A 16,153-nucleotide genomic window follows, 5' to 3' on the forward strand; every position below is an offset into this window, starting at 1 on the left:
CACGTTGACTTCGAGGAAGTGGGGATGGCCGTCACCGCCCACACCGCCCTACGCCTCCGCGACCTCTCCCGCACCGACCTCATCGTGGACTCCGACGGCCACCCCCACTTCCTCGAAGTCAACGTGGCCCCCGGCATGACCGAGACGTCCCTCTTCCCCATGTCCGTCGAAGCCTCCGGCCAAGACCTCGGAACCCTCTGCCGCACCCTCCTCGAATCCGCTGCCTCCCGCCCTCGAGGTTCCACGTGAAACATCGAGGCAGCCACTAGCCAAGCAAGCCCTCAAAGCTTCCCTACAGCGGCTTCAACATAGTGGAGCCGACCCCTTCAGCGATAGCAATCATCTGCGCACCAGATCCCCCGGCCGGGTTGAGATCGGGCGCATACGAAGGAAGCCGGTAGACCGTCAGCCGGTCCCGCTCGGCAATGTAACGGCGCATCCCGGCGGCCAGACGGGTGTTCACGTCGTCCCACACCAGCACGATCGGCCCAACGAACTGCTGATGCGCCGCTGCAATCAGGTCGCGGCAATCGGTCCAGGCAAAGCTCTTGCGCCCATCGGCGCGGGGATACGACAGTTCGCCAACTCCAATCGCCCAGCCACGCCGTGTATGCCCGAGCCCCGCGCACCTGCCCTCACGGCTCAACGCCGTAGGTGTGGGCACGCCCGCAGCGGGAAGGGCACCCGAGGGATAGACGACCTCCTGCGGCCTGACCTACCGCACGGCTCGCAACGCCGACGCGATCTGGACGACATCCAGGTCGACGACGACCTCCTCTGTCTCCCACACGCCACGCGAGGAGATCGCCAGGCCGATCAAGGCCAGCTCAGCAGCATGACCACGCAGCTCGCACTCTTCGCGACTCTCTTCACCGACCTCGGCCAGTTCCTCCCGCTCCCAGGCAGCAACCGCCAACTCAGCCATGGACCGCGGCAGCCGCACGGCAATCCGGCTGATCTGAGGATCGAGATGAGCCCCGACCACCGCCAGCACAGTCCGATCCTGCCGGTACCTCACGTACTGCTCGCGTTTTTCCACAAGCCGAAGATGCTCAGGCCTGAACGAGGCGCCGGTTCCAAAGCCGGCGAACGTACGCGATCAGAGCACCACAGAGTTGAAAGGCCAGGGTTCATTGCGGGCTTTGGCGACGACCAAGCCTGTGTGAGCGAAGAAGGCGTCCAACAGGCTGGATCGGTACTGCATCCGCTTGAGCCGGATGCGGACTGCGCGGCGAGCTGATCAAGGGAGCCGGGGTGAGGTTGCCCAGGCCGCGTTTGAGGTGGGACCACACGCCCTCGGCCGGGTGAGCTCGGGCGCATAAGTGGGCAGGTAGAACACGGTCAGCCAGAGGCGGGAGTCGATCAGGCGGCGCATCAACGCGTCCCAGTGGGTGGTCAGATTGTCCCAGATGAGCACGATCGGCCTGCCTAGTTGCCGATGGGCGGCATCGAGCAGGCGAGCGTAGTCGGCCTCGCGAAAGCCCTTCTCCCCGCCTCGGCCTCGATACCGCCGCATGCGATAACCAGTAGATGCGGTATCCGGGGTTGAGTCATAACAGGGCGGCAATCGAGACGCGCCCAGAGCCTTTGCCGGTGACGGTGATGACCGGGTGGATCCCCTGCGGGACCAGGTACGGGCGGGCCTTGGGTGGCCTGGGCAAGTGGTCTGCCTCGTGTTCGAAGCAGATCCACGCGGTCCGGTCCCGATGCCAGCGCTCGCCGCACCGAGTTCCGGGAGATCCCCAGCCGCCGGACGATGGCCTTGATCGGCATCCCTTCAGCCCGGCGAGCAAACGGCGTATTTCCGCCCAATCCTCCACTCTCAGCACCCTCCTAGAATCGAGAAGGGAACTTCCAACGGCCTATGGGGGTCAGTTTTCAGGAAGCGGCGGCAGGACCCCACTGCGGCCCTCGTACCGCCACCAAGAGCCCTGCCCCATGCCGGGGAGATCCTCAATGAACTGCACGGCGGCTACATCATTGCCGACGTGTCCCCCTGCACCCCTCAGCGCATTTCTCGCGCTGCCCACCGCCCTGTGGCACAAGCGCCCTACCGGCCACCCGATCCAGGCTTACGGTCTGCTCCTCTGGACCTTGGACACACACTCAAGACGAACGAGGGTCGATCTCAGTCCCAGAAGAGCCAGATAGTGGCCCTGCTAAGCATCAACCACACGCCCCGGATCCTGCGCAGCCCACCGGCCCCGAGGACAACCCTCACGATGTTTCACGTGAAACATCGTGGCGTGAGGCAGGAGTACCTATCGCACGCCGGGCCTACGGGCCGCAGTGAGCATCACTGGCTACGGTTGCAAGATGGACGAAATACCCCGAGCAGAGCCGGGGACTCGGCCGGCCCACAGGTTACGTCCACCGAAGGGAGGTACGGGTTTGGCCACGTCACAAGCGCGGCTCCGGTGCTCGAGAACGGCCATCGTGTGATCGCTCGAATGCGCAGTTCAAGATCGAAGGAGACCAGGCGATGGCCGCAGGCAGCAGCGCGCCCGGCGGCGAGCCGCTCGCGCAGCAACTGCAGGCTGACGCCCCTGACATTTTTGCGCCGCATGCGTGAGGCGATGACCGAGCCGCTGATGTCGACCGCGACCGGCAGCCTGCGCGGCGGCCCCTTACGGCGAACGCAACACTGAGCAGACCAACCAACGCAACGGCCACCACACCCGAGCGGGACACCCGCGCTGGCATCATCGACCTGGCGCTCCACAACCCGCGAGCCAGCCCCCACAGTAGGGCCTGCCCTGTAGACCAGGTGATCAAATCGCGGGACAGCAGGTGGCCCAGGGCACGCCAGGCCACCTCGACGGCTCGAAACTCAGTTGCGGCCCCTACCCGGTTGACCCATGCTGGCGACCATGCTGATCAGAGAGGCGACCCCGCACGACTGGCCCAGGATGTGGGCGTTCATGGAGGGCATCGTGCGGGCCGGTGAGACGTTCTCATGGGATCGGGACATCCCCGAACCCCTGGCCAGACAGATGTGGTTCCCGAAGCCACCGGGCCGCACCTTCATCGCCGTAGACGCGGACGGAACCGTCCTGGGCACCGCTAACAGCGTCCGTAACCACCGTGGCGGCGCTGCGCATATCTCCAGCGCGAGTTTCATGGTCGATCCGACCCACTCGGGCCAGGGAGTCGGCCGGGCCCTCGGCGAGCATGTCCTGGAGCAGGCGCGTAGGGACGGCTTTCGAGCGATGCAGTTCAACGCCGTCGTGGAGACCAACACCAGAGCGGTCGCACTATGGAGGTCACTCGGCTTCGAGGTGATGGCCACCCTCCCTGAAGGCTTCCACCATCCGATCCACGGCTACGTCGGACTGCACATCATGTACCAGCAGCTTTGAGTCACCTCGCACCTGGGGCCGGTCCAACTTCCGGCTTTCGCTGATCCAGACACGTGTTGCGGGAAGCGGTCTCGGGATCACCTGACAGTAGCCGCAGAGCCGGATGCGGATCGGGGCGACATCGAGGGTGTCTTCGTAAATGACCTTACGCATGTCGGTCGACAGGACCACCACAGGTTGGAGCTTGGCACTCACCACAGCGACACCATTCTGAACGAGTGCCGGATCTCCCATGCAGAGATCGCCATCTTCGTTGTCGCGCGGTGATGGCCCCAAGGCCCTCCCCCCGTGGAGGGGCCTGAAGCACGGGCGCCAAAGCGTGCTTCTCGGATCGAGGGTTGATCTGACCTTCGGTCCGGCCTTTCCACAAGACATGGGCAGGCGCTTCGAGCTGACCGATGACGAATGGGACGTGGTCGCGACGATGTCTCCTCAGCCTTGCTGCCGCCGACGCGATCATCGGCAGACCCTGAACGGGATCGTCTGGCGGGTACGGACCGGCGCCCCCTGGTGGGATGCGCCCGAGCACTACGGCCCCTGGCTGACCCTGTACGAGCGGTTCGCCGCTGGGACATCGACGGCACCTGGGCCCGGAGCGAGCAACACCTGCAGATCCGCACCGATACGGCCCGCACCCTGGACTACGACGCCTAGATCGACTCCACCGTGCTGCGGGCCCACCAGCACGCGGCGGTCGCACGAAAGAGGCAGGGTTGCGTCCACGGAAGTGGTGTACGAGTTTGACTAGGTCACAAGCGTGGCGGCAAGACACGAAGACGGCCACCGCGTGATCCTTCGAATGCACAGTCCAAGATCGAAGGAGACCAGGCGATGGCCGCAGACAACAGTGTGCCGCCGGCGCAGGTGGCCCGGGCGCAAGCACTCGCGTACGCGCGAGGTGGGCTGACCACGAAGATCTATGCCATCACCGACGGCCGGGGCCGCAACCTGGCCACCGGTCGTGCCCGGGGCCAGGACACCGGCCCCGGCAGCTGCTTCCAGTCCTGCTCGGCTGCATCCACATCCCCCAGCCCTGTGGCATCGCCCGCTGCGTACCTCGCCGGGCAGCCTGACCGGCGACAAGGCCTACGGTTCCGGCCGCCAACCGGGCGCTGCTGCACCGCCGCCACATCTAGCCAGTCCGGATAGTAGGACCCCGCCCGCAGCTTGGGCACCGCCAACTCGATGGTGCCGGCACGGGTGTCCCACTCCCGCATCCAGTAGCCGTTGCGGGAGTTGACCCGCTCGGTGCTGCGTTCGCCGTAGGGGGCTCCGCACAGGTTGTCGGCGTCGGCCGACATCAACACCTCGGCCATGGTCTTCATCATGGTCGGGGTCACTGGCCTGGAGTTGCTGCGCGAGCCACTGCGGGCTGGGCACACTGCTGTCTGCGGCCATCGCCGGTCTCCTTCGATCTTGATCTTGTCCTTTCGGAGGATCACGCGATGGCCGCCTTCATGCCTCGCCGCCACGCTTGTGACCAGGTCAAACTCGTCCACCACTTCCGTGGACGCAACCCACCGGCTGGGGCGAGCCAAAGGCCGATGCGGTGGCAGGCCGCCCACCTTCGACCGCGCCCGCTACCGATGCCGCAACCAGGTCGAACGCCAGATGAACCGGCGCAAGCAGTACCGTGCTCTGCACACCCGCTACCGAACCGCGATCCATGTCGCCGACATCATGATCTGGTTACGCGCCCGACCGGACCGGACCCCTAATCCAGGAAACACCCCTACCGGTCACCTACCCGGAACCCGGCAGGTCGTCCTCACCAACCACACCACACACCAGAACCAGCTTCGCCTCCAGACAGGATCGCGAGGCCCTTAGCCCATCGCTCCAACAGCTCAGGCGCAGCCCGCTACGCCCCCGGAAGCAGCAGCGGCAAACGTTAGGCGGGCTTTCGGCTCAAGAGGCACGCCTAGGGATCGCACCTCGTCTCCTGGCTAGATCCGCCCCGCGTGCTGCGATGTGATCTCGTCGCCGTAGCCTAGCGACGTGGCGATCGGATCTGTTTATCCCAAGAGCTTCGCCAGCGACAACCACGCTGGCGTTCACCCCGATGTACTAGCGGCGATCTCCGAGGCGAATGTTGGCGATGCCCCTGCCTATGGGGTCGACCGGTGGACCCACGACTTCGAGGAACGGGTCAAGGATGCGTTCGGAGGCGATGCGGTCGGGTTTCCCGTCCTCAACGGGGCCGGGGCGAACATGGTGGGCCTGGCCGAGATGGTGGGACGCTATGACGCCATCATCTGCCCCGACACCGCGCACATCGTCACCCATGAGACCGGGGCGAGTGAACGCCTACTGGGAGTCAAGCTGCTCACCGTTCCCACCGAAGACGGCAAGCTCGTTGCCAGCGACATCGAGGCCCGCCTCGGTGCCGTCGGGATGGCACATGAGCCACAGCCTCGGGTGGTGTCGATCTCAGAAGTCAGCGAGCTCGGCACCTGCTACAGCCCCGACGAGATCGCCGCACTCGCGGAGGTGGCGCACGGCAACAGCCTCCTGCTTCATATGGACGGTGCCAGGCTGGCCAACGCCGCCGCCTATCTCGGTTGCTCGCTCCAAGCGATCACCACGGACGTCGGCGTGGACATGGTGAGCCTCGGGGGAACCAAGAACGGCGCCCTGGCGGCCGAAGCGGTGGTGGTACTGCGACCGTCGCTCGCCACCGGGATACCCTTCCTCTGGCGGCAGTCTCTACAGTTGGCGTCGAAGACCCGATTCATCTCGGTACAGCTTTCCACGTTGCTCTCCGACAACCTGTGGCAAACGAATGCCGCCCACGCGAACGCGATGTCCCGCCGCCTGGCCGACGGAGTCGCCGATGTCCCAGGGATCAGCATCCGCTACCCGGTGCAGTCCAATGCGGTCTTCGCAACACTGCCAGAGCACGCGATCACATCGCTACAGGAACAGTTCGCCTTCCACGTCTGGGACGCCTCCGAGAGCGTCGTTCGGTGGATGACCGCCTTTGACACAACCCCCGACCACGTGGATGACTTCCTAGCGGCCATCCGCAAGGCCATGAGCGTCTGACATCGAGCCCAATGTTCCACGTGAAACAACGAACACCTAGACGAGTAAGTCCTAATACTGCAACGGCACTTAGGTGAGTGGGTATCCGCGTCGTTTGTAGTGACTGAGTCTGGCCTGATGCTGGCGGCGTCTGCGCCAGCGTGACCAGGACCAGACGTGTTCGGGGTCGGGGAGGTAACGCTGGATGAGGTTGATCAGAATGCGGCGGATCTCGGGTAATGTGTAGGCGATCATGCCCGGGTCGCCGGTACCAGCTCCCCCTTTACCGCCAGGGCCTTCGTGGTGGCGAGCCAGGCCAGCGCCAGCATGGACAAGGTGATGTGGGCATACCAGGCCCGCCAGGTGCGAACCTGGTAGTGATCCAGCCCGGCCTCGTTCTTGGCCTGCTGGAAGCACTCCTCCACCCGCCACCGGGACCCGGCGATCCAGGCCAGGTCCAGCAGGGTGGCGCGGCGCGGCCCGAAACACAGGTAGTAGGCGATCTCCATGGGGTCACTGATCGAGCGCCGGGCCACCAGCCAGTGTCCCCGGCCTTTGCGCCACCGGGTGCCGATCGCGATACGCGCCCAGTCGTACTCGCGGGGTCCATGCGCGCCCGCGCCGACCGACAGCCGCTGCCACGACCGCCCCGGCAGGGCCGCGATCAGCTCATCACCTCGCGCCTGGCCGCCCCCGGTGCTCTCCATGGGGTCGTTGCACCGGGTGGCCAGTACGTACCAGGCGTCCCGGTCCTCCAGCCAGGACCGCAAGTACGGCGCCTGCCCATAGGCCTCATCCGCGGTCACCCACGAGAACGGCACACCCGCGTCCATCGCCCGTCCCAGCATGGCCATCAGCAGGCGTGGCTTGGTCGCGAACCCGATCTCGTCCGGAATCCCGGCCGCCCGGCACCGCTCCCGGTCCGAGGTCCAGGATTCGGGCACGTACAACTCCCGATCGATCAACGCGTGCCCATGCGCCGAGGCGTAGGCCAGGAACACCCCGATCTGGCTGTTCTCGATCCGCCCCGCCGTCCCGGAGTACTGGCGCTGCACCCCGGCCGAGCGCACGCCCTTCTTCAGGAAGCCGGTCTCATCCCCGATCAGCACCCCCTGCCGGTCGCCCAGGTGCTCGACCACGTAATCGCGCACATCGTCGCGGACTCCGTCGATGTCCCAGTCCGCCCTGCGCAGCAACCTCTGCATCCCATCCGGGGCGACCTCGCCGGCCCGCCCGGCCAGCGTCCACCCGTTCTTCCGCTCCAGCCCCGCGACCAGCCCCGACACATACTCCCGCGCCCGAGCCCGGGGTTCAGAGCGGGTGAACCGGCCTCCGATCCGCTCACACAGTCTGTCAAGCTCTGCCGCGACAAGGTCCATCACCATACCGACCATGATCCCCGACAGATCGGGCAAGTGCCGTTGCAGTACTAGGCGCAGCTGGGTATGAGCGATGAGCAGGAGCCAGGTCCAGCGGTCGGCGGCCTGGGCGGCGCGGAGCTTGGGCCGGGTCCAGCCCAGGGTCTGTTTCCAGAAACGGTAGGTGTGCTCCAGGTCGAATCTGCGCAGGAACGCCTGCCAGCAGCGGTCCACGTCCGTGCCGGTGGCGCCGGTCTGGGAGGACCAGAGCCAGACCGGCGGGGCGTCTCTATCGCCAGGCAAGTGCTCCACCTTCAACCGGATCAGGGTGCCCTCGATGATGGGCAACTCGCCTTCGTGATCGAGCCAGGCTGCGCGGTGGGTGAGCCGGGGGTGAAGCCGGTCCCAGGCACTGGTCTCGGCTTTGCCGTAGTGGGTGGTCTCGGTCATGGTCGTAACCGCGGGCTCGGGCCAGGTGGCGGGGTCGGCCAAGGCGAACTCGCCGCCGTGCTTGGGGGGACGGCCACCTGTCGGATCGTAGCGTCGAGGTGGCGCGGGCAGGCGCAGCACCCGGTCGGATCGGATGCGCCCGAGGAGTTCGACCGGGAGATCACGCAGGACGTGGGCCAGGCGGGTGATGTCGTAGCCGGCGTCGGTCACGATGAGCACGTCCGGGTCGCCGCTGCGCCATTGCCCAGCGGCGATCAATCGTTCGATGACCCCGCGCAGCTGGGCGGCGGTGACGGCGGTGGCGTCATCGGCCGGTCCCAGCCGCACCACGTCCAGCGGCGCCGTCCATGACGTGCGGCCCATCTCCAGCGCCGCAACGAACGAGTACGGCCGGCCCGGGATGAACTGCGACGTGCTCTTGGCCCGGCCGTACACGTGACAGAACAGCCGCTCGGCCGAGCAGGCGGCATCCGAGCGCAGCCACGGCGACACATCCACCGCCAGCACGATCCGCCCATCCGGCCAGCGCGGTAACGGCAACCTGGCCAGTACCTCACGCAGCTGTTCCACGTCGATCCGGCCGTGGCTGAGCCCGCCGTACAAGGCGCCGTGCCCCCGCCGATACTCCGCCGACAAGGACAGGTCCACTGGTGAGCGCACCGGCCCCGGCTCACACAACAGCGCGTCGGTCAGCTCGAACAACGCATCGGCCCGCCTGGTCAGGCAGGCGTAGACATCGTTTCGGAACCGGGACAACACCCTGAAGGACTCGACACAGGCGGCATCGTTCAGCAGACTCACCCTCACGGCCTTGTAGTGATCGGCAGCGACTCGACACCGCACATGATCACTCAAGGCCGTCTTGCTGTCCGCGAAACGATCAACTCACCGCGCAGCACAACAATCCGGAGGATAAAGAACAAGCTCAGCGGTCAGGCTGCCGCTATTAGGACACCTCATGTTCTGGATGTACCACCACAACGACCGGCTGCCAGCTCACGCCCAGGTCAGGCCATAGAGCCTTCACTATTGAAAGCCTCAAAGGTGCAGCCCAGGCACTTATTGTGTGCGCATTGTGTCTGAAAGGACGCATTCCGTCGCGCTGATTCCTTGTTGCCTAGATGGTTGACTCGCCCTGCCGCAACTATTTACGCTGCCGTTCGCACCACAGGTCGAATAGATGGGAGTGATTTCCGAGAGAGCTCATTCCGCCGACATTGTCAAGTCGGTCAAGAAATTAACTTGCCGCTAAGGCGGGTTCGGAAAACGTAGCCAAGAGATGAGGGATATAGCTATGCTCAAGCGCTTCTTAGCTGCCTGGGTTGCGATCATGGCCATCGTGGGTACGATCGGCATCCTGGCAACTCCGGCCCAGGCGTCCATCTCCGATCCCATCCAGGGAAAGGGCGCCTACGCAACTGTCAAGCAGGTCGACGGGCGAACCACGTACACAGTCACGGCTACCGAGGAGCTCGGGGTCGTGTTCATCCCCGGCGAGTTCGCCACACCATTCGATGCGTACGGCTGTAGCGGCAACGTTTGCATTCGCCTCGACTCGGAACCCAATAACTCCAACTACGTCGCGACGTGGGAGACCACTGCTACTACGAGCTACGCCCGATGCTCGAAGCCCTACTATCTCATCAACGACAATGTCGTGAAGGAGGGCGGCACCGAGTGCGGGGAGGGAGCTGGCGTCTTCTTCGCAGTCTGGAAGGCCAGAAGGTACTTCCCGTCGCCTAGCTGGGCCTGTAACGAATGGTCCGGATTCCCCTCTCCTGCGAACAAGCCCTGCGAGACGATCAGCAACTAAGCTGAAGATTTCCCTGTAGGCTTGCTGTGGCGGCCATGTCAGACGACGGCCGCCGCAGCAAGGCGTGCTGAAGGAGGTCGCGTGGATATACCTGCACCTGGGGCTCGGCGTAGCATAGCAGAGGGCGGAACGCCCGAAGGGGCAGTATGGCGCCTGGAAATATTCGGCGATACAGCAGGCCCGTCCGTTGCCCTCACAACGGTCTTCCCTGACGGCCGCAGCAAGAGCGGAGGCATGGGCAGTGGTCACATGCCGGAGGATGTCGTTATGGCGGTGTATCATGGCGGAGCAGAAGGCACGCCTTTGTCGATTCTTTGCCGTACCAAACCGTTCGTGTCCAGCGTGGTGGTCGTGGCCTCGGATCGGCGCCGCGTTCTTGAACCTGTTGCATCGCTTCCCGGCCTTTCTGAGAAGCTTTTTGTCGCAATCTTGCCTCCTGACATAGATTTTATCGACGCGTATGCGCTAGACGCTGCGGGAAACATCCTCGATCGGCATCAGCCTCGCCGACCATTGTCAGGGAGCGAATAGTCGGATAACTGCAACGGCCAGAGCGCTCAGGGACGTCGTTAATACAGGCTCGCGGATCATGCTCACCAGCCCGATCCCTAAGCCGGCGAGTACAGCCATGGCACCGATCACGCTGGCTAATTGATCAGGGGCGCCCGCCCCTTCCATTACGGCGTGGACGAGTAGGCCCAGCGCGGCCGCACCCAGAATCAACCCGATCGACCATTTCTGACGCTGTCCCTTATGCCGTTTTGCCATTATATGAATCATGGCGCACCGCTGGACTCGACGTCAGCGTTCCTCCGCGCTTACAAGCCGATAAGGCGCGACTCTAATCTCTTTATCCATAGTGTTCGCCACGGCCACGACGCCCGGCCACCCCCGTGCCGGGTGGCCGGGCCTTTTGCTGTGCCGAAGGGGCAGAGTGCGGCCTATCTGCGGATGAAACCGTTGACCAGCATCGGCAGGCTGGCGTCGATGCCCGCGATGTTGAGCACGCCTGGGTCGGCCGGGTCGCCGATGGTGTAACCCGCCGCCGTCATGGACGCCACGATCACCCGTGCGCCGGGCGCGACCGTGCGCCGATAGCCCTCCATGGCCTGGCTCGCGTGCTGGCGGCCCGCCCAGGTCTCGTTGTCGGTGAACACCACGATGCCGTCCACCTCCATCCGCTGCTCTGTGGCCCAGACGAAAGGCAGACTCAGGTCGGTGCCACCGCCGGACGGCGACCACTGGCCGATCTCCCGCAGGTTCGTCCTGGCCGTGATCTTCGACTCGTGCACACGGGTGTCCACGTCGATCACGTGGACGTTGCCACGCTCGATACGGGCCAGGATGACCGCCATCGCGCAGCCGACCTCGTACGGGGTGCCCAGTGGTGACCCGCACGCCTGCCGCCGCCCGCCCGCGCCCTTCTTCGCGTCGGACATGACGCTGCCCCAGCTCATCGAGCCGGAGGAGTCCACCGCGATCAGCAGCCGCCTGCCGGTCGGTTCGACCGCGCCGAAGGCGGCGTCGAACGTCTCCTCCAGCGCGTCCTGCACGGCCGGGACCGGCCGCCAGGTCTGCTCGGCCGCCTGGAGGCTCGGCTGGGAGCGGCCCGAACCGTACACGCGCAGCGCCAGCCACGCGTCCATGGGGTGGATGCGGGCGGCCACCACGGCGTCGCGGTCGGTCAGCCGCGCCACGACGCGCCCGGTCGCCCCCTTCATGGGGGCCAGGGTGCCGATGCGCGTCATGCGCGCCAGGTTGCGGATCAGCGCGGTCATGCCGACCGTGTCGATCAGCGCGTCCCAGACCTTCGGCTCGCGCAGCATGGCGTCCGGCAGGAACTCCCACGGCACGCCCCGCTCGATGACCACTGCCACGGCCTGCTCGGCGGTGGTGACGGCCTTGGCGGTGAGGTAGGCGTCCACGCTCGGCAACACCTCACGGGCGACGTCGTCGGCGACCGTCCCGGCGATCCAGCCGAGCATCGTGCGCCGGGCCACGTCGTCCAGGCGCTCGCGCACGCCCGCGCCGAGCGCGGGGGAGATGTGCGCGATCCGCAGCGCGTCACGCAACGCGAAGCCCTCGCCCTGGGGCGTCTTGCGCTGCATCGCCTTGGCCGCCTTGAACGCAATGCGGTCCGGCGTGTCCGCCAGGAACCAGGAGGCCAGCGCCCGGCGCAACGACGCGCCGCCGACCGGTGCCGTGCCGCTCGCCGTCGCCTTGCCGTGCAGGCTCTTGCGGTAGCCCCACCACGCGGACAGGTGGTTAGTGGTGCGCGCCACCCGTGACAGTGCCCGGCGGGCCGCGTACTTGGTCGCCTCGTCACCGAGCGCGTGACAGGCTGCGAGAGCGAACAAGGCCGGGTACGGCTTGGGCGCGCGGGCCGGGCGGGCGGTGCTGACCTCAGTGATCAGCGCGACGACGCGGGAGCCGTCGAGCCTGATCGCCTCGAACACCACGTCGGCGTTGGCGGCGGTCAGGTCGTCCTCGCCGACGTAGTAGGTGCCGCCGACCGTGCCCAGGATCAGGAAGTCGGTCAGCTTGCGCCAGATGTCCTTCTTCCAGACGTAGCCCCCGGCGGCGTTCTGCACCTGGTCGGCACGGCCGGGAAGCGGCCGGTTCTGCGGGGTGGCGACACTGCCGATGCGGGCCAGCGGATCACGGCGTGCGTTCATGGACCCTCCAAGGGGAATTCGGCCCGCCGCATGGTGATCGCGGCGGAAGAGGAAAAGGGGGAGGGCGGATGGGGGTGGCCCGGCCGATGCCAGGACCGGCGCTCTCGCGTTCGTTCTCCGCGCGGCGCGGCCGTGGCCCCATGGTGAACCCCACGGCGCGGCCCTTGCCGAGACGCCGACCGGCATCCGCCCTCCCGGAGGGGCGCTTGCCAGCCCTGCCGGTGGCACGGTCAGGACGGGAGCCGACCTGGCGAATGGTCGGCCTCGGCGTCGTCCCCGAAGCGAGCCGCGTGGTCGAAACCGCGCCACCGGGAGAGCTGGCAAGCGGGTGGCTCGCCGGTCCGTTGCGCGGACGCGACTCGATCGCGCCACGCGGACCGGCCAGCCTGTGCGGGGGGATGGGGAGGGAACGCGGATATGGGAGATGTCCACCGGCGTTTAAGCGCTCTACCGATTGAGCTACCGGGACCGAGGTCCCGGACTGGACTCGAACCAGCACCACTCGCTTACAAGGCGATAACCGGCGAACTTTCGACCCGTGTCCCCACCGCATCCCCCCGCCGCCGGTTCGCCAGGCCCGGAGCGGGCGCGGATGTGGGGGTGACGCCGGGTGTCATTCCCTGTATGAGATAACCGGCGTCATTCGACCCGCGCCCGCACCGAGCCGGGCGAGCCGGGTGGTGAGGGGTGAAGCGTTTTGAACGATTTGAACGCTACTTGACTCGATGCGCGCAAAGCAAGTCTTTTCGCTTACTTCATAAGGGCACCTAGCGAATGCGCACGTCGAAGCGCAGATACCCGATCCGGTCGGTGATCAAAGACCGTGGGCGACCATGACCCTGTGGCCGTTGGCCACTCGCATGAGCAGCTCGCCGGGCCGCCCCTCGTGATCCCGGACGACGCGTCTCACCTCCAGGATGGGCCCGCCCCGCTGCACCCTCAGCGCCGCCGCCTCTTGTGCCCCTGCCGTGCGCGCGGTGGCCGTCCACGCCACCGTGGGGGAGCCCGGCCCCACGGTCTCGTCCTCAACGCAGCGATACACCTCGTCCAGCATCATCGGCGTATCGCCCAGCAGCGCGCGGCTGCGGTGCAGCAGCACCGGCTCCCCAGGGCGCAGCCCCAGCGCCTCGGCCACGGCGGTGGTCGCGGCGAGATGCTCCGGCGCAAGCACTGCGAGCGTGCCGCGCAGCCCCGCGCGGCGGCATGCCTCCTCCCAGGAGGGTGCGCCGAACCCCATGTCCACGATGACCTTGCGCCGGTCCATCACCACCAGCCGGCCCCGCTGCGCCGAGCGGCTGATCAGCCCCTCCTCGCGCAGCTCGCGTACGGCCGAGGCCAGCGTGCCCCTGGACGCACCGAACCGCCGCATCAGTTCCTCACCGGTCGGCAGCAGGTCGCCCGGCCGGAAGTCCTCCCGCTCGATCGCCTGGCGGAGTTCGTCGGCGATCAGCCGATAGCGGACGGCGGCGGCCACATGCTCTCCAGCTCGGTTATGGGTCATGGTGCTGTGAGCTGAGGCTATCGCTGTTCGTGATCAGTGTCTCGGCGGTGTGCCGGTCAACCGGGTTGACACGGCGCACCGGGGCGATGCATCCTGCCCAAGGATCAGTCAGTTTTCTAGATAACTGTGAACCAGCTCGACAGGCGTCGCACACAGCAAAGGGCGGCCCCGGCACTGCCGCGAGCCGCCCAGATCCCACCCGAATGGGACCGCCTCACCACGGCCGAAGGCCGCCGAGGACACGCCCATTATCACATATGCGCCCATATGACCATCATGGCACCTGCATGTGAGGTAAGCACAAACGCATGCGTCAGCCGGGAGGTCGGGTGAGCTGGCTTTACTGGATCAGCGGCCTGCTGCTCGGCGGAGCCCTCGCCCTCGCCGGAATCCGCCCGCACGGCAGGAGCCTCGGCGCGGGCCTGCTGTCCACCATCGTCGTGCTCGCATTCCTCGCAGGGGCGATCTTTCTCACCGCCACACCGCTCGGTGCGTACGCCGCCGCCCTGGGTGCATGGATGGCCAGCGGCGACCTGATCGGCGCGCTCGTCGGCCTGGTGCTGGCCGTCTCCTTCGGCTGGCTCGTCATCGCCGTGATCTACGAGGTGCGAAAGAGCGCCCGCCCCGACAACTTCAGTTACATGGCCGCCGTCGCGACACCCGTGGTGTTCCTGGCCATGCTCGGCGCGATCAACGGTGAGGCCGAGACCCCGCACCGCGACTACGTGCAGACCGTCCGCAACATCCAGATGGCGGTGACGCACCGATGAGCGCCGGGGCGCTGCTGGTGCTGCTGGTGGCGCTCTCCATCGCCACGCCGAGCTTCCTGGCCTACCGGCATGCCCGGCGAGATGAGACGTCCGTGCCCGCGATCGTCGCCCGGAGCTGGAAGCAGAGCCGGGCGGCCGTCACCCACCTTGCGGCGACGATGCGCTCCGCAGCGAGGGCGGCGGCCCGTGACGGCGCGCAGGGGGCCGCCGCCCTTACCCCGCCCGATCCCGCACGGCCACCCGCTCCGGCCGGGCCTCAGCCGCCGGAGCCCGCCCGCGAAAAGACGGGGGCCGTCCCGCCGCCCGGGAACCAGACCACGCGCCCGCCATCGACGCTTCCCCCGATGACGGACGCGCAGACCGCCCCGGCGCTGCCGGCGGCCCCGGCCGGGTCCGGGGCGTCGTACGGCGCCCCGGCCGCCGGTGCGATGTTCGCCCTGGTGACCGCCATCGCCGACAGCCTCGCGTCGCTGTCCCTCATCCGCCACGGGCGCGACATCCGCAACCCCGTCGCCCACCTGCTCGCCTACGCCACGCTGCTTTCCCACGTGGCCACCAGCATGCAGGCCGTGCACAACCGCATGATCGACGCCCGGCACGACCCGATGGTGCTCGATGCCTTCACCGCCATGCAGGCCGCCGCCTACGGTGCCTCCCTTCAGGGCACCCAGGCCGCCCAGACCGCGATCAACCGCTACCGGGGCGCGATCGAGGACGCCGCCCACCCCCGCCTCAACGACGACTAGGAGGATCGATGAACGCCACGGGCGCCCCCTCTCGTGAGGAGGGGCCGCTGTGGAAGTGCCCGCCGGTGCTGTCCGTCCCGGCGCGCGGCGGGCTCTGGCTGGTGGTCCGCGCCTGGCGGCACCGCCGGGTGCTCGCACCGGCCTATGCCGCCGCGCTCATCGCCGCCGCCGCATGGCTCACCCAAATTCGGGCCTGGCCGTGGCCGATCTCCGTCGCGGCGACCGTCGCGGTCATCGCCGCCGTTTACCTTGCGGGCCGTATCGGCGAGGTCCCGTTCCTGCGTCAGGCATACCGCACCGGTTGCGCCGCCATCGCGGGTGCCTGGTGCCTCACGCTGGCACTGACCGGCCCGTCCTGGCCGCTCGCCGCCGCCTGGCTCACCGGTGCCGCAGCGGCCGTCTTCGCCCGCCGGTACGTCACGAGCCGGTTGCGGCCACCCCCGCCCCGGCCGCCCGT

At 67.1% G+C, this 16,153-nt stretch carries 13 protein-coding genes and 5 pseudogenes; 8 read left to right on the forward strand and 10 right to left on the reverse strand.

The features are described 5' to 3' along the window. A pseudogene (locus C1I98_RS19725) lies at positions 1-249 on the forward strand (hypothetical protein); the annotation flags it as partial. A 43-nt stretch (positions 250-292) separates the two neighbouring features. Here the strand turns inward: C1I98_RS19725 and C1I98_RS43010 are convergent. From C1I98_RS43010 to C1I98_RS19745, 4 genes and pseudogenes are all read right to left on the reverse strand, one after another. Beyond that, positions 293-646, reverse strand: a complete 354-nt coding sequence (locus tag C1I98_RS43010) for a transposase (RefSeq protein ID WP_199537057.1) — start codon at positions 644-646, stop codon at positions 293-295. Between the two features lie 69 nt (positions 647-715). Beyond that, on the reverse strand, positions 716-994 hold the full coding sequence (locus C1I98_RS19735; RefSeq protein WP_233508010.1) for a hypothetical protein: 279 nt from the start codon (positions 992-994) through the stop codon (positions 716-718). 246 nt (positions 995-1,240) lie between these two features. Next, on the reverse strand, positions 1,241-1,516 hold the full coding sequence (locus C1I98_RS43015; RefSeq protein WP_199537058.1) for a transposase: 276 nt from the start codon (positions 1,514-1,516) through the stop codon (positions 1,241-1,243). 188 nt (positions 1,517-1,704) lie between these two features. Further along, positions 1,705-1,829 (reverse strand): annotated as a pseudogene (locus tag C1I98_RS19745) (helix-turn-helix domain-containing protein); the annotation flags it as partial. Positions 1,830-2,870: 1,041 nt separating this feature from the next. Here C1I98_RS19745 and C1I98_RS19750 point away from each other — a divergent pair. Both C1I98_RS19750 and C1I98_RS45695 read left to right on the forward strand, forming a co-directional pair. Further along, a complete protein-coding gene (locus C1I98_RS19750) occupies positions 2,871-3,359 on the forward strand; it encodes a GNAT family N-acetyltransferase (RefSeq protein ID WP_199537059.1) in 489 nt (162 codons plus the stop codon). A 373-nt stretch (positions 3,360-3,732) separates the two neighbouring features. After that, a complete protein-coding gene (locus tag C1I98_RS45695; protein ID WP_158558107.1) occupies positions 3,733-4,107 on the forward strand; it encodes a transposase in 375 nt (124 codons plus the stop codon). A gap of 385 nt (positions 4,108-4,492) precedes the next feature. Here C1I98_RS45695 and C1I98_RS44045 read toward each other — a convergent pair. Then, positions 4,493-4,757: pseudogene (locus C1I98_RS44045) on the reverse strand (transposase); the annotation flags it as partial. Between the two features lie 600 nt (positions 4,758-5,357). Here C1I98_RS44045 and C1I98_RS19770 point away from each other — a divergent pair. After that, positions 5,358-6,404 carry a threonine aldolase family protein gene (locus tag C1I98_RS19770; RefSeq protein ID WP_111168916.1) on the forward strand — a complete coding sequence of 349 codons (1,047 nt, stop codon included), beginning with the start codon at positions 5,358-5,360 and terminating at the stop codon, positions 6,402-6,404. 230 nt (positions 6,405-6,634) lie between these two features. Here the strand turns inward: C1I98_RS19770 and C1I98_RS44055 are convergent, their stop codons facing one another. Continuing rightward, positions 6,635-7,768 carry an IS701 family transposase gene (locus tag C1I98_RS44055; protein ID WP_111168922.1) on the reverse strand — a complete coding sequence of 378 codons (1,134 nt, stop codon included), beginning with the start codon at positions 7,766-7,768 and terminating at the stop codon, positions 6,635-6,637. Between the two features lie 54 nt (positions 7,769-7,822). Then, a pseudogene (locus C1I98_RS44060) lies at positions 7,823-9,034 on the reverse strand (NF041680 family putative transposase); the annotation flags it as partial. A gap of 451 nt (positions 9,035-9,485) precedes the next feature. Between C1I98_RS44060 and C1I98_RS19785 the strand changes: the two are divergent. Beyond that, positions 9,486-10,004 carry a hypothetical protein gene (locus C1I98_RS19785; RefSeq protein ID WP_111168917.1) on the forward strand — a complete coding sequence of 173 codons (519 nt, stop codon included), beginning with the start codon at positions 9,486-9,488 and terminating at the stop codon, positions 10,002-10,004. Positions 10,005-10,520: 516 nt separating this feature from the next. Here C1I98_RS19785 and C1I98_RS40590 read toward each other — a convergent pair. The 3 genes from C1I98_RS40590 to C1I98_RS19795 form a co-directional block, all read right to left on the reverse strand. Then, the gene (locus C1I98_RS40590; RefSeq protein ID WP_146607529.1) at positions 10,521-10,772 is read right to left on the reverse strand and encodes a hypothetical protein; all 252 of its coding nucleotides are present in this window, start codon (positions 10,770-10,772) and stop codon (positions 10,521-10,523) included. 173 nt (positions 10,773-10,945) lie between these two features. Continuing rightward, entirely contained in the window at positions 10,946-12,679 is a 1,734-nt protein-coding gene (locus C1I98_RS19790) for a TROVE domain-containing protein (protein WP_158558109.1), read from the reverse strand. Between the two features lie 814 nt (positions 12,680-13,493). Next, positions 13,494-14,153, reverse strand: coding sequence for a GntR family transcriptional regulator (locus C1I98_RS19795; RefSeq protein ID WP_158558110.1), 660 nt, complete (start codon positions 14,151-14,153; stop codon positions 13,494-13,496). A gap of 356 nt (positions 14,154-14,509) precedes the next feature. Between C1I98_RS19795 and C1I98_RS19800 the strand changes: the two genes are divergently transcribed. From C1I98_RS19800 to C1I98_RS19810, 3 genes and pseudogenes are all read left to right on the forward strand, one after another. Beyond that, positions 14,510-14,950: a hypothetical protein gene (locus C1I98_RS19800; RefSeq protein WP_111168920.1), complete on the forward strand. Its 441-nt coding sequence runs from the start codon at positions 14,510-14,512 to the stop codon at positions 14,948-14,950. After that, positions 14,947-15,696 (forward strand): hypothetical protein, encoded by a 750-nt coding sequence (locus tag C1I98_RS19805; RefSeq protein ID WP_111168921.1) that lies wholly within the window; start codon positions 14,947-14,949, stop codon positions 15,694-15,696. The genes C1I98_RS19800 and C1I98_RS19805 overlap by 4 nt, the downstream gene beginning before the upstream one ends. Before the next feature lie 8 nt (positions 15,697-15,704). Then, positions 15,705-16,153: pseudogene (locus C1I98_RS19810) on the forward strand (hypothetical protein); the annotation flags it as partial.

The organism is Spongiactinospora gelatinilytica, assembly GCF_003236385.1.
Lineage (GTDB): Bacteria > Actinomycetota > Actinomycetes > Streptosporangiales > Streptosporangiaceae > Spongiactinospora > Spongiactinospora gelatinilytica.